Origin of the sequence: Desulfoscipio gibsoniae DSM 7213 (genome assembly GCF_000233715.2) — a bacterium.
Classification (GTDB): Bacteria; Bacillota; Desulfotomaculia; order Desulfotomaculales; family Desulfallaceae; genus Sporotomaculum; species Sporotomaculum gibsoniae.
This window is the reverse complement of record NC_021184.1, coordinates 974,179-988,413: the sequence shown is the minus strand read 5'-3', so window position 1 is coordinate 988,413 and position 14,235 is coordinate 974,179. Positions and strand designations below refer to the sequence as shown.

At 43.0% G+C, this 14,235-nt stretch carries 10 protein-coding genes; 1 reads left to right on the top strand and 9 read right to left on the bottom strand.

Going from position 1 to position 14,235, the window contains the following annotated elements:
* Window positions 1–120 precede the first annotated feature (120 nt).
* The 3 genes from DESGI_RS04575 to DESGI_RS04565 form a co-directional block, all read right to left on the bottom strand.
* A complete protein-coding gene (locus DESGI_RS04575; protein ID WP_006521161.1) occupies window positions 121–1,230 on the bottom strand; it encodes a toxic anion resistance protein in 1,110 nt (369 codons plus the stop codon).
* Window positions 1,227–3,698 carry a YceG family protein gene (locus DESGI_RS04570; RefSeq protein ID WP_006521160.1) on the bottom strand — a complete coding sequence of 824 codons (2,472 nt, stop codon included), beginning with the start codon at window positions 3,696–3,698 and terminating at the stop codon, window positions 1,227–1,229. Before DESGI_RS04570 ends, DESGI_RS04575 begins: the two co-directional genes overlap by 4 nt.
* Before the next feature lie 258 nt (window positions 3,699–3,956).
* Window positions 3,957–5,387, bottom strand: a complete 1,431-nt coding sequence (locus tag DESGI_RS04565; RefSeq protein WP_006521159.1) for an N-acetylmuramoyl-L-alanine amidase family protein — start codon at window positions 5,385–5,387, stop codon at window positions 3,957–3,959.
* Between the two features lie 331 nt (window positions 5,388–5,718).
* On the opposite strand from DESGI_RS04565, the gene DESGI_RS04555 reads away from it, so the two are divergent.
* On the top strand, window positions 5,719–7,002 hold the full coding sequence (locus DESGI_RS04555; protein ID WP_006521158.1) for an ArsB/NhaD family transporter: 1,284 nt from the start codon (window positions 5,719–5,721) through the stop codon (window positions 7,000–7,002).
* Between the two features lie 134 nt (window positions 7,003–7,136).
* On the opposite strand, the gene DESGI_RS04550 is transcribed toward DESGI_RS04555, so the two are convergent.
* The 6 genes from DESGI_RS04550 to DESGI_RS04525 all read right to left on the bottom strand — a co-directional run bounded on the left by DESGI_RS04550 (window position 7,137) and on the right by DESGI_RS04525 (window position 14,075).
* Window positions 7,137–7,604, bottom strand: coding sequence for a Spy/CpxP family protein refolding chaperone (locus DESGI_RS04550; protein ID WP_006521157.1), 468 nt, complete (start codon window positions 7,602–7,604; stop codon window positions 7,137–7,139).
* A gap of 654 nt (window positions 7,605–8,258) precedes the next feature.
* Window positions 8,259–8,942: a polyprenyl diphosphate synthase gene (gene uppS / locus DESGI_RS04545; protein ID WP_006521156.1), complete on the bottom strand. Its 684-nt coding sequence runs from the start codon at window positions 8,940–8,942 to the stop codon at window positions 8,259–8,261.
* A 166-nt stretch (window positions 8,943–9,108) separates the two neighbouring features.
* The gene (gene htpG, locus DESGI_RS04540) at window positions 9,109–10,992 is read right to left on the bottom strand and encodes a molecular chaperone HtpG (RefSeq protein ID WP_006521155.1); all 1,884 of its coding nucleotides are present in this window, start codon (window positions 10,990–10,992) and stop codon (window positions 9,109–9,111) included.
* Window positions 10,993–11,482: 490 nt separating this feature from the next.
* Window positions 11,483–11,755 carry a hypothetical protein gene (locus tag DESGI_RS04535; RefSeq protein WP_006521154.1) on the bottom strand — a complete coding sequence of 91 codons (273 nt, stop codon included), beginning with the start codon at window positions 11,753–11,755 and terminating at the stop codon, window positions 11,483–11,485.
* 22 nt (window positions 11,756–11,777) lie between these two features.
* Window positions 11,778–13,178 carry a TerD family protein gene (locus DESGI_RS04530; protein ID WP_157872722.1) on the bottom strand — a complete coding sequence of 467 codons (1,401 nt, stop codon included), beginning with the start codon at window positions 13,176–13,178 and terminating at the stop codon, window positions 11,778–11,780.
* Window positions 13,179–13,391: 213 nt separating this feature from the next.
* Window positions 13,392–14,075 carry a TIGR00266 family protein gene (locus tag DESGI_RS04525; protein ID WP_006521152.1) on the bottom strand — a complete coding sequence of 228 codons (684 nt, stop codon included), beginning with the start codon at window positions 14,073–14,075 and terminating at the stop codon, window positions 13,392–13,394.
* Between the last annotated feature and the right edge of the window lie 160 nt (window positions 14,076–14,235).

Genomic DNA, 14,235 nt, shown 5'->3' with positions numbered 1-14,235 from the left:
ATATGCATACTTTGTATGCGTAAGACAAATGAAACGTCCCCATGTCTTCCCCCCATGTCTTCCCATGTCTTGATGAAACCAACGCTATGATATGGAAGTTTTCAAAAGGGCCTGTCTTACTTAATTAAGCATTTTCTTATTCTCAAACTCTTCCTTAAATGCCAGTAATTTTTCACTGTCCTCAATCCTTTTCTTACGCATATCCTCTTGGATTTGCTTGGTTTCTTCAATACCTTTGACAATTGTTTCCCATGACTTCTGCAGTGTTTCAATACTGACAAAACTACCCGAAGCCAGTCGTGCGGTCATTTTGGATTGTAGGGCTGTATTTTGGGCATTTCTTAAAAGCAGTTCATTGGTTTTATCATCCAATGCCTGCATAGCCTTAGCCTGAACTGCCTGTCTCTTTAACATGATTGATTGGATTAGACATTGCTTAAATATGGGCAACGTAATAATGAAAGCCGAATTTATTTTACGGATTAAATTATAGTTGCCGTTTTGAATAGCCTTAATACTGGGCATGGTTTGTATAGCAATATTTTCAGCTAATTTTAAATCGTGTACCCGCTGCTCCATCATTTCCAACATTCTGTTAACATTGTTTACCGCTAATTGATCAAGTTGATCATCACTATTGTCGGCCTTCATTTGCATTTGTGGTATTATGTTACTTTTTACCTCATTGGTTGCCAGTTCCCCGGCATAGATGTATTGTTCTAGCTGTTCGTAGTATTCCAGATTTTTCACAAACATTTCTTCGAGATCATTATTGGTTTTATTGATTTCTGTCTCATACTGCTTCAAGGTAACGTAAATCTTATCAACTTCATCACCCATGGTGTGATACTTTTTAAATAACGCTTCAATAGAATCCTTGGCCTTATTAAACAGTTTCCCTAGAAACCCTTGTTTTTTATCTTCAAAGTCCTTGATATCAAACTTGTCCATTATCCGATTAAGCTGAATCAACATATCTCCTGAATCTTCCACTTTGGTGGTTTCCATACTGTGCAGAATTTGATCGGAAAACTTGGCTATTTCCTCTGTAATGTTTGCTCCAAAGGTCATAATTGTATTAGCATTTTCCAGATCAATTTGTTCCAAGATATTATCCACCACAGGAGAATTTTGGACTTTTACCGCTACCTCCTGCTTTTGCTTCTCTAAATCAAAAGGAGCTATTTCCACTGCCTGTTCGGTCTGCCTTTTAGGCCTTATGATTTTCAACGAAATTTCCTCCTTATTTTTAGTGAGACATTGTTTAGGAAAGAACTAAGTTTATTTTGATCAGCTTGCTTAATGGTAATGTCAGGTGCTATTAAATCCAGTTGTACTGATGGTAACTGGTGGGTATCCATCAATTCTTCTTTTAATTTAAGTTCAATATTATTATAGTTGGTTGGGGTAAAAATAACTATATCTATTCCGACCAAGTTCAAAAAGGCTATAATAATAGCATCTTCATCACTAAAAACATCTTTAGTACCATCATAAATAACAACTTTTGGTACATCACCGGGGTAATCAAAGATTTCCAGCAAGTTCAAAATACCTTCATCCATAGTCATGATGGTCATTAATATTTTTAAAGGCAGTTCTTTATTATTGTTAATAAATATATCCGCCTTAATTAATTCCTCAATTTTATCAACAATAAATTCCTGCAATGATGTTCTCAAATAGCCGTACTTATAAAAGTCGCTTTTATATAGCCTTTCTTTATCTATTAAGCCCGAATTGTTAATTAAAAATGCTGATGCGTACAAATCTCGCTTATTGTATCTTATTTCTGTAAAGGGAACACCGTTTATTACATGAGTATTTTTATAAGTTGCCAGCTTTCTATAATCATGCCAGTACCGTCCCAAATCCTCATGGGTACCCTTAATCTTAGCAAAAAGATTCGGCACATAAACAGTATTATCAACCACCCTAAACTCGGGCCTAACTCTAGCTTCTTCCTGCCAAAGAATGATTAATTCATCATAAGTAGTTCTTAAAGTCACCGGTTGAGTCAGACTATTTTCAAACTGCCAGGGTTTAAATAACCCCACATCCCCGTTATAAATAAACTGCTGTATTTCCTGGGATGCATTGTAAGCAACGGTAGCTTTTCGAACCACTCGCTCACTCTCAGGAAATTTTTCCAGCTTCTTACTAAGTTCATTTTGTGCAAGTTTTGTATATTCTTCCTTATCATCAATTTGTTTAAAGATATCGTCTTTTTGAATATCTGAATTAACATATAAAACATCGCAACCAATTTTGGATAAATAAATCAACAGGTACACTTCGTGGTTTTTAATATCTCCATAATATAAGACTTTGGGGTTATCTTTAAAATCAAATTCCTTATACAGGAATTTAAAATATTTGTTAATCCAGCAAATTATTTTAAGTGTAAAGTTTTCCAGCTTGGATATACTGCTGTTAGGTTCCATTTTATCAAACAAGCCCATTATATCCCTAAAAGCTGTTTTTATAGTGTTGTTTAATGGTTGACTATTGGTAGTGGGCAAAATTTTAGCGTTAATCACTTTATTTATTAAAAAGTCCTTTTCAGTGCCATAAAGCAGCAATGCTCTGGCATGCTCCAATTTATCTCTGCAAGTCGCAATTTCACTATTCTCTGGCATAGTTAATTGGTCTGTTATTCTTATAAATCCATTTTGTCTGCTTTTTAAACTTTTATCCAATTGGTAAAGTTTATTGTAATATTCGTCAATTGCTACTTTCGTTGTTCCGTTTATTCCAATATATCTATAAAAGTATACCGGCAAAACAGGCGCTGGATTTCCAATGTAACCGCTTCTTTTATTTAACGGCACCATTATGTCTTTTAATATATCGTTGGAACTTTTTAGCTTAACCACAGCAGAACAGCCTTTGGTTGGCACTATCCGATACAGTTGTTCTATATTAACCGGCTGTTTTGGTTTACCGATTCTTGTTATAGGTGATCTTTTAATTTTGACTTTAATTTTCCCTTCCTGGAGCATGGAAAACCGGTTACTATTATCAACTTTTTTATAGTCCAGATCAGAGTAAGGGTTAATATATAGCACATCACAACCAATTTGGGACAATAAAATCAGAAAATAAACCGAGTGTTTCTTAATATCACCATAATATATTACTTTGGGATTCCACGGAGACTTGGTTTTATAGAATTCCGGGATATACTCGTGCGCCCAAAGGAGCAACTTGGAGATAAAATTTTTTATCATACCTGTATTTATAGAAGTTTCCTTTTTTAAATACTCACCAAGAACAATTCTAAATGCGACTTTTATTTCCGCATTAGGTACCGGGAATAATTCTGCCGATTCTATAATATCACATAAAATATCCGCCTGCACATAACCCTCAGTATCGTTTAAGGAACGGTGGCACACCGAAGTATCCCAAATTAATGAAGAAAAAGTCTTATTAATTCTTTTGTTTAAGTATTCATTAAAAGGGATGGGAATATTTTCAATAAAGTACAAATAAAGATTACCCAAGTTGGCCAGTTTTTGATGTAACAGAGTTGTTTTGTTAGTAAATTCGGTTTGGTTATTAAAACCAATTATTCTGTAAAAGTAAACAGATTTTTTGTCTTTATGCTGAGAACGTTCTTTTAATGGCAGCAGTATATCATTATATATATCGTCTGATTGTTTTAATATAATACGCTGATTAACACTAATTACCATTAAGAACTGCCCTTTCATTATAAGAATATGGTCATATACATTATTATAATGGTTCATTTGATGTTTGAAAATAAACAGCCGGGATATTGTAATTTTTGTCAAACAAATATATCGTGTAGTAATATTACTAAAAACTGGGCCAAATTGGAGAGCCTTCACTTTTTTGTGCTAAAAGTATTAGGCTTTAAGGTTGTGCATTAATTAAGAACAAAAGTAACAAAGGTGCCCGCAGTTCATCATGAACCACGGGCACTTTTACTAGCGTGAGTACTTCATTATCCCCTCAACTATACCCCGGACAATATCCTTTTGGTTTTCTGGATCCCATAGGAAAGCTTCTTCCCGGGGGTTGCTGATAAACCCGGTTTCGATAAGGATGGCGGACATTAGTGTATTCTTAATCACATAAAACCCCGCTTCTTTAACTTTTCTATTAACTTGCCCCGTTTGCATAAGTATCGAATCCAACACATTTTGGGCCAGCTTCTGGTCAGAGCCATAGTATTTGTATACCTCAAGTCCCTCAATCGAAGGATTACCAACACTGTTGGCATGAATACTAACAAAAGCAAACGCATTTGTACGATCAGCTATATTTACCCGCTCATCCAGGGATACATAACTATCGTCCCACCTGGTTAGTATTACTGTGTATCCTTCGTTTTCCAACGCGGTTTTCAGTTGGTTGGTTATATCCAAAACCAGGTTCTTTTCATATTTTCCCGAATAACCAATGGCCCCTACATCCTTACCCCCGTGCCCGGGGTCTAGAATGATTAACTTATCGTCCACCTCCCGGGTAGGCTGTTGGGTCTGGTCATTAGGATCAGCAGGTTCAGTTATTTCGTCTGATCCATCTGGCCCGGTTGTTTCACCTGGTTCAGTTGGTTCAGCTGGTTCAGTTGGTTCAGCTGCACCAGAAGATGATTGCCCGGGATAATCAATCCTAATTTGCAGCGACTCCTCATTTTTTTCCACCTGGTAATCCACCACATTTTTTAAATCCAAAACCACACGGGTGGTAGCACTGTTTAACTGGCCTGTCCTAATTGCAGAAACTACAGGATTATCCAGATTAAGTATTTCACCTGCCCCGTTTGTGGTATTTTGCAAATCTATAACCAGGCGATCGGGGTTGCCCAATTTATATATTTTGTTTTCTCCGTCTCCAACTTTTAGTTCTATTAAAAAGTCCTGATCATTTGTTGTTGTTACTATTTCTGTTAATGATCGTACATTAGCCGTTTGACCAGATTCTATCCAGGCTATATCCACTCTTAAGCCCGCCGGCGTGCTATGCGCATCCACACGGCAGCCAAGTGTTTCACCGATAAACCGCAGCGGAACCATTGTGCGGCCATTAACCACCCGGGTTGCCACATCCAGCTGAATTTTATTGTTGTTTTTATAGGCCACCTTTTGATTAAGAGGAAGCTGTATAGTAAGGTCTTCTTTTTGCCCAAAAGCGGATTTTTGGCCGTTATCAAACCACACTTTGGCCCCCAGTGCCTCAAATATCTGCCTGAATGGCACAAGTGTCCTATTGGATGAGGCCTCTACTATGGGCGGGGCATCAAATTGTACGATTTTCCCGTCAACGTAAACATCCACACCGGCAAAGGCTTGTGGAACAAGCAGCATCCAACAAGCCACAAATGTTAGCAATATCAGCAATTTTTTAAAACGCAACCTTTTCAATCCCTTCGGAATAAGGTTAATCCAAAATTACCGGCTGCACAGGCAGCGGACAAACAGTATTAATAGTTTATACGATATTGATCAACATTTTGTTCCATAATTATAAAATAAATTAATAAATTTTTTAACATGCATTGATACATAAGGGCTTTTTTTTTGCACAACACCGTTAATGCAGCAAATATAAGCTTTTGTTTGTCTATCTGGCTTGTGCATATGCCAAAATGCAATTTACAAATACCGAAAGCAATATTGTGCATGTGGCACTGAAATTGCGTAAAGCATTGCAAAAAACAACTATAAAATGAGAGGGGATATAATTATGAACGCACAAATTCAGGTTATTATAGCCGGTACTATTTTTTTATTTGCCTACGCCTTGATTATGTCGGAAAAAATCCACCGAACAGTGGTAGCTTTGGCAGGTGCTATCTTATTGATCTTGTGTGGCGTATTCACCCAACAGCGTGCTATCGAGAGTATCGACTTCAATACCATTGGTCTATTAATAGGCATGATGGTTATTGTCGGCATAACCAAAGCTACCGGTATTTTTGAATATCTTGCAGTTTATGCTGCTAAAGCAGCCAAAGGTAAGCCGGTTAAAATTATGGTTTTTCTGTCTGCAATAACCGCTATATGTTCAGCTCTTTTGGACAATGTTACCACGGTATTATTAATAGTCCCTGTAACCTTTGCGATTGTTAAACAATTACAAACTAGTCCTGTCCCTTTCCTAACCGCTGAAATAATGGCCTCTAACATAGGGGGCACTGCCACCCTGATTGGCGACCCACCCAATATTATGATTGGCAGCGCAAATGGTTTAGGTTTTATGGATTTTGTAATCAACCTGACCCCTGTTATTATAATTGTTTATATTGCCAATATCATATGTCTAAAGGTTATTTATAAAAAAGAATTGTTTGCACGGGAGGATCTCAGCCGAAACATCATGAGTTTAGAAGAAAAAAGCGAAATTAAAGACGCATTATTGTTAAAAAAATGCTTGTTTGTTATTTTTTTAACTATTCTCGGTTTTATTCTTCACCAGTATATAAATATTGCCTCCGCAACTGTGGCACTGGCCGGGGCAACCTTGCTGCTGCTAGTAAGTAAAGTTGAGCCTGAACGTGCCCTTGCCGCCGTGGAGTGGCCGGTGATCTTCTTTTTTACAGGACTTTTTATTATGGTGGGAGCGCTGGAGCAAGTCGGCATTATCGAATTTATCGCTGAAAAATCGCTGGCTCTAACTGGTGGTGTATTACTACCAACAGGGTTGCTTATACTTTGGCTCTCCGCTATAGCTTCAGCGTTTGTGGACAATATACCATTTGTTGCTGCTATGATACCGCTAATTCAAGACATGAGTCGTCTGGGGAGCATACAGGACGTAACTCCTTTATGGTGGGCTCTTTCCCTGGGTGCCTGTCTTGGCGGCAATGGAACATTGATCGGCGCTTCGGCTAATTTAGTGGTCGCCGGGATGGCGGAAAAAAGAGGCATTCATATAACCTTCGCAGGTTATATTAAAATAGCTTTTCCGGCCATGCTGTTGTCAATTATTATCTGTACATTTTACCTTTTTATTTTTTATTTACGTTAAATGGCCACACCTTCGGGTTATGGTACTTAGTTTAGTAAAGCATCTTCCGTCAATAAAGGCCGGATTCCTCCGGGCAAGTTATGATGGAGAGGAGGCAGCAAAATTCACCTCCTCTCTGTACTAACCCCCATAAATTACTGCGTATTAGCTGCTCCCGGACCGCCCCTGAAGCCATAGCCTTTTTTTCCTTTTAACTCGCTTATCTTGGCCTGCTGCTCCGGGGTGAGCAAAGACTGGCACTGCTGCCTGCTTTCCTGGTAAATACTGTGGATTTTTGCACGCAGGTCGTTTATTTCCTTGATTTTGGCATCTACCTGGGCTTTGTCCGGGTTTTTCTGCAACTGCAGCTGTTTTAGTTCATGCTTGCTGTCCATCATTTTAATGCGCAGGTCGCGGGTTTGCTCATAGGTGTTCTGATTAATCTCCCGCATTTTTGTAATTTGTTGGTCGGTGAGATTTAATGCTTCCACCGGGTTGATCCATTTGTCGCTGTGCAGCATACGCGGGCCATCATCCGGAACCGTGCCGGCAGCCGAGGCCACCTGGACAATACCCAATACTAAAAACAGGCAAACGGTTAAAAGCACTATTCTCTTCTCCATATTACACCTCCTTCCATATTTATTACGCAATAGTTTTTAGCTAACTCTATTGCGTTAACTTTATTCTGCCCAGCAATTGTGGAGAAACTGTGAAGAAATAATGGAAAGTTTGTGAGAAACGGGAACGGAAGCAAAGGGAAGCAAGGAGACGGTTCTCTTGCTTCCGCATTTAAATTAAGTTACCAATATTTATTTTCAAAAAAGCCTTCAACCTCTGAAATTCCTTCTACCTGATATAATCCGCAATTATGGCTATCTCTGTAAACTTATATTCTAATCACTATCCATTTACCTTCCTTCATCCAAGGAGTTCTGAACTTGCATAGTACGCTTAATCTCCAGCACAATCTGTTAAAAAAAGAAGCAAAGGAAATATGCCCTTGCTTCTTAAGCAGCCGTCAACCGTTTCTGAATATACCATCCCAGCCAGCGGGCTCCAAAATTAATAGCCAGCACCACCATCACCAGCATACCGCCGAATCATCCACCACGCGCCGCACATCTGGGACGATACTCTCTGAGTTAACCTTTCATATATGTACCGCGAAAGCCCGCTGCATAATATAACGGGCTTGAGCATTGTTCAAAAACCATAGTTAATCGAAGTTATTCGAATTGCACAGATAGTTTAAGAAAGTTTAAGCCTGACCCCAATTAGCCGCCTAGAGTGATGTCCTGGTTTTCGTACCAATTCAGGGCGTCATAAAAATGCTCTCTTTGAAAATCCGGCCACAGGTCGTCTACAACATAAAAATCCGCGTATATCGATTGAACAGGTAAAAAACCGCTGAGTCTTCGCCGCCCTCCCCAACGAATGATTAAATCAATACGGGAAATATCACGAGAAGCAATAGTTTGGAAAACATTGCGTTTTATTTTAACGCTACCACTGTTAATGGTTGAATCTTCATTCATGAAATGATGCAGATCCCACTTCCACCCGTAGTTAACGAGAAAATTAATTTTAATTAAGTCCCGGCCAAAGGTTTTTCTTTGTTTATATTTCATCAACTGGGGGGGAAAAAGAGGGGATTCATAATCGCCAATGACTAAAAGCGAGGCATCCCGGTTGGCCAGCATGTCCACAGCATCCACGCAGGCTCTCTGGAAAGCCCTGGTCTGCACTGCCGGGCGCTTGGTATTGTCCTGGGTGAATCCGTAAAAGGTAAGCTCCGGAATACCAAGTTCCACGCACAACTCATACAGCATCATGCCAGGGTCCAAACCATTCTGATACCCATCCTCCTTGGGTAGCCCTTTGCCCTGGGCCCACCTTCTATTTCCGTCAGGTATCACCCCTATATGTCTGGGCAGTCGTTTGAATTTTGTCTTGGTCATAGGAATCCTCCATGTCTATAGGCATGTTGATATTTAAAAGATTTCCCTATTAACGGAGATTATATCCAACGCTTTTGAAAGCCGCCAAACTTTCAACCTTTCAACACCCGGCACCAATGGGCGAAAGAAAAACAGCCGAATAATCGGCTGTTTTTCTTTCGCTTGTTTATTCCGCCAGCGCCCGCTCCAGTATGCGGTACATGCGGTCCACCATGTCACGGGGGTCGGTGAGCAGACCCGAGGCAATGAGAGCGTTGTCGTAAATTTGCTCCACGGCAAGTGTGGCAAAGTCCGCGTCCTTTTGACGCAATGACTCCAGTCCTTTGATCAGCTTGTGACCAGGGTTTATTTCCAATGCCTTCTGACCGATCCCTATGCCGCCAATATCCTTGTGCAGCGCCTGCATCACCCGCTGCATGCTGCTGGTCATGCCGTCATCCATATTGATCAGCACCGCCGGACTGTCCACCAGGCGTTTGGATTCCCGTACTTCGCTAACCCGGTCCCCCAGGGCTTGTTTCATAAAGGCCAGTAAATTCTTCAGATCCAGGCCTTCAACCCGGGCGGCATCCGCCCCGGCGTCCTTATCCTCCTCTACTTCCGGCAGATCCAGCTCTGCCTGGTCGGCGGAAACCAGTTTCTTATCTTTGTATTCGGCCAGGTTGGTAAGCACAAAATCATCTACGGGCTCGTGGGTATAGATAACCTCCAAATCACGTACCTTAAATGCCTCCAGGTACGGACCGGCTTCGATTATTTCCCGAGTCGGCCCGTTGATATAATAAAGGTGCTTTTGTTTTTCCGGCATCCGAGCCAGGTAATCATCCAGGGAAATGTATTTGCCGGGCTCTGATTTGGAGGACTCAAAGCGCAGCAGAGGCGCTATGTCCTTACTGTACGCATAATCCGAAGCCGCGCCCTCCTTCAGGAAAATACCAAACTTTTTCCAGAACTCGCTGTATTTATCCGGGTCGGCCTTGGCCTGCTCACCCAAAAACTTGAGGAAGCGACCGGTTAGCACTTTGCGCAGCCGGGCTACCAAGGCACTATCCTGCATTGTTTCCCGGGAAATATTAATGGGGATGTCCTCACTGTCCACCACGCCCTTAACAAAACGCAGCCACTCGGGCAGCAGCCCCTCAGCGTTTTGCTGCAGCATTACCTTGCGGCAGTATAGGGAAACCCCGGGCTCGATTTTACCGAAGCCAAAGCGTTCCAAGTTTTCCTGCGGCACAAACAAAAGCGCATTTATAGCCAGGGGTGCATCGGCGGTAAAGTGCAGCCGGTAAAACGGTTCATCATAGGCATTGGCGATGAACTTATAAAACTCAGTGTATTCCTCGTCTTTAATTTCATTTTTGTTGCGTACCCATATGGCTTGCACCGTATTGATTTTTTCGCCCCCCATAATAATGGGAAAGGGCACAAAGTTGGAATAGCGTTTGATAATCCGCTTAATGGCATCCGGCGAGGCAAATTCCCCGGCGTCATCCTTAAGCTCCAGTATAATTTTGGTGCCACGGGAAAGCCCCCGGGTCTGGTCAATGGTGTAACTGCCCACACCATCGGAAACCCACTGGCAGCCCTCTTCACCGGGCACAAAGGAGCGCGTCAGTACCTGCACGCGCCTGGCCACCATAAAAGCCGAGTAAAAGCCCACCCCGAACTGGCCGATCAAGTTCAAGTCCTTTTGTTCCGCCTCGGCCAGCTGCTGCAAAAACGCCCGGGAACCCGATCGAGCGATGGTGCCCAGGTTTTCCACCAGCTCGTCTCTGGTCATACCAATACCCGTATCGCTGATGGTCAGGGTTTTATCCTGTTCGTTTACTTCAATGGTAATCTCCAGCGGCAAATCCGGGTCTGCTACTTCTTTATCGGTAATTGTCCGGTATCTCAACTTTTCCAGTGCATCAGCGGCGTTGGATACCAGCTCCCGCAAAAATATTTCCCGATCGGTGTAGAGGGAATTAATCACAATATTCAGTAGTTGTTTTACCTCTGCCTGAAACTCTAAAGTCTGTTGTTGTTTGGCATCAGCTTCAGCAGCCATATATGTACCCCCCTGCTTATTAAATTATGTTTGGCTTTTTTGTTTAAGCTATTGTTAGCACTCATCCCCAGCGAGTGCTAACCTATAAAATGATAGTATTGCAATTAAAGCAATCATGGCAAATCGCTTTAGCACCTAAAATTTGCAACGATAACCCTATATTGAGCATTATCTCCATTTTTCTTTGATTTTTATACCAAAGGAGCATGGCTGGACGACCATGCTCCTTTGGTATATTTTAAGCACAGTTTTTTGTCTCACTTTGTCAAAGGATTGAATATAGTAAGATAAATTCACACCGGCAGGTGATTGACTGTGACTAAAATCATTTGTATTGCAATGGTAACTGCACTAGTGTTTACCATAGCAATTACCCAGCGCATTAAGATTTTCAAAATACTGAAAAATCGTGCGGATTATCAGGTAGAGTATATAGATAAAATATTATAAGTAATCACGCATTATTCAATGTGCCCGAGCCGGGTGTAATTCAATAAATCACATCCATTTCGATCATCATCTGAAAACGTAATGGTTTCTTATTGCCCACCCAGTCCTGATACTTCATAACATAACCGTAAGATACCGCTGCGTCCCTGTCCAACTCCATCTTAAAAAGCACCTTGGCGGGTATTTCCGGTGGTGTATTGCTGCCGGAAACCGGCTGACCATTTTCCGTCACGAACCACAGGTACTCAGCGTGTTCCTCATAAGTATTAAGGCTGGTTCCCTTAATCTTCGCATAACCTACACCTTCAGGCAAGAAACCGCTTCCCCTTCCCACATTACTTGCTGTCGGCTTTCCAGCGCAGTCCCCAGTTATAGGCACTGTCCATTTCCCGGTGGCCCGAGAAATAGCGCACCTGGCGTTCCACGCTTAAGGTTTCATTGTTCACATTTTCTATTAAAGCTATGGCGCACATAATTTTACGTTTGTCATGCTCGTCTAGCCGCACTTCAATATCGGGGCCGCCCGGCTGCTTGATAGTCACCACACCGTCGGCCTGGGCCCAGTTGGGCACCCCCTCGTAAATATAGGCAAAGACAAGAATGCGGTTAAAATCGGCAATATGATCGCCGTTGATCCGCAGGTTTTCACCACCGGCAACCGCACCTGTACGGTCATCACCGTCCAGAGCAATATAGGGAAAACTGTGATATGAGCCGAAGGCTTTGCCCAGGGCCTGGATAACGCTCTTTTGCCCGTTTTTCATATCGATAAGGCAGCCCAGGTCCAGGTCGACCCCGCCACCACCGCCGCCAAAAAGCGAACCCAACAAACCGGTGGATTGTTTAGGCTGTTTTTGCTGGTTCCAGTTCAGGTTAACTAATATTTCCCCTAGCTTGTTATTGGCTTTTTTCTCCAGGTTAATTTTGTCGCCTTTTTTCTTCAACTCAATTTTACTAAGGTTAATCCTCTGCCCGGAAGGTTTGCTTGCCTGGGACCCGGGTGCGGCAGGATTAGTCGATCCCCCGTAACCGGGCTGATTGACCGGTTGTTTCGGAGTCGTCCTGGCCGCTAAATTAAGCGGTGCACCGGCAGGCTGCCCAGCAGGCTGAACCACTGGCTGGTTATGCGGCTGGGCGGGCTGGTTGGGCTTGGGATTGGCTGTTTGACTGTCCGGCTGGTCAGCCACCTCGATACCGAAACTTCCGCACAGCGCGGCCAATCCACCATGATAACCCATGGCCACCGGGTTAAACTTCCATTGGCCTTGATGGCGGTATAGTTCGGCCACCACAATGGCGGTTTCGGCGGAAAAGCCTCCGTCCATGTTAAATTTAATCAACTCATGGTTACCGGTATCGGCCACCCTTATGTATGCACCGGGCACCTGTCCAAAGGTATGGCCCCTTTGGGGACCTTCGTAAATAGTCAGCGTAAAGGCAATCTTGGCTACATCGGCAGGAACCGCGGGCAAATTTATTTTAATGCACGCTTTATCCGGTACCCGGACGGTTTCCACGGTTACGGCACCACCGCGGCCGGTGGGGTTGCCATAAAAGATAAAATCCTCGTCACCCCGGCATTGGCCATTTCCTTGGAGCATAAAGGCGGCGGCATCAATTTCAATGGCAACGGCATCGGTTTCCCAGCCCAGGGCCACCATAACTTCCGCAAGACCGGGATGGTTTTTGGTAAGATCGGTTTTTTGCCCCCCCTTCACGGTTAAAGGCAATACCATCACCTCATTTGTATTTTTGGTTCAGTATGTCTGTTATTTATCACATTAGTTAACCTGTTTCACCCGCTTGGCAACAGGTATAATATCAGACTACAGCTAATTATTAATCCGTTCCCCCGGCCGAATTCTAAGCGACTCCTTGGGGCACCTTCGGGTAGAGCTTGGCCGACAACACAATAGTATAATAATAGCGCAATGTAAAATGGGCCACCACTATGAGCTTTTAGTTGGTATAAATTTACGTATCCAGCTGCCAAAGCCCCGGGGGTTTCTGGTTTGAATAATCACCGGTCCCGGTCCCCTGAAACGGCAGACCGCCACTTCACCCGAAGTGAAGGTGGATATCCAACCGCTGGATGCCTTTTCGATGGTGTATTGCATATAATCAGGCCAGGCCACCAGGTGACTGTTGTCCACTATATATTCCTGGCCCGGCTCCAGGTTTATGATATGAATACCCCCATAAGTATTGATAAATACCATGCCTTTGCCGCTAATCTTCACCACAAAGAAACCTTCCCCCGAGAAGATGCCCTGCGCCAGGTTTTGCATTTTGGTAGAGACCTGTAATTCAGCGGCACCGGCCAAAAAGCCGTCCTTTTGCACAAGTAAGCTGTAGGACCCGTCCAGCTCCACATCAACAATATCCCCCGGTATGGACGGGGCCAGCAACACCTCCCCGGCCCCCCGGCGGGCGCTAAGGGTTTGAAAGAAGAAACTTTCCCCCGTAAGCATGCGACTGAGTCCGCCCAATAACCCGCCATCCATCTTACCCTCAACATCAATGTTTGTAGACATGGCCACCATAGCATCGGATTCGGCCTTGATCACTTCGCCCTTCTGAAGATTTACCTGCAGCAGAGGGAAAGCACCCTGATAAAGTATGCTGTATTTCATTTATTCTTCTCCTTTGGTGCCCGGCACTCCAAAGCTTGCCCATGCCCTGACAAAGTGCCCCGGCAAATATGCTGTGCCGGTACTTTAAAGTACCGTCCTTTAATTACGTTTACCGTTGCCCTGTGTGATGCCGATTACATCCCAACCTGCTTATTTAATT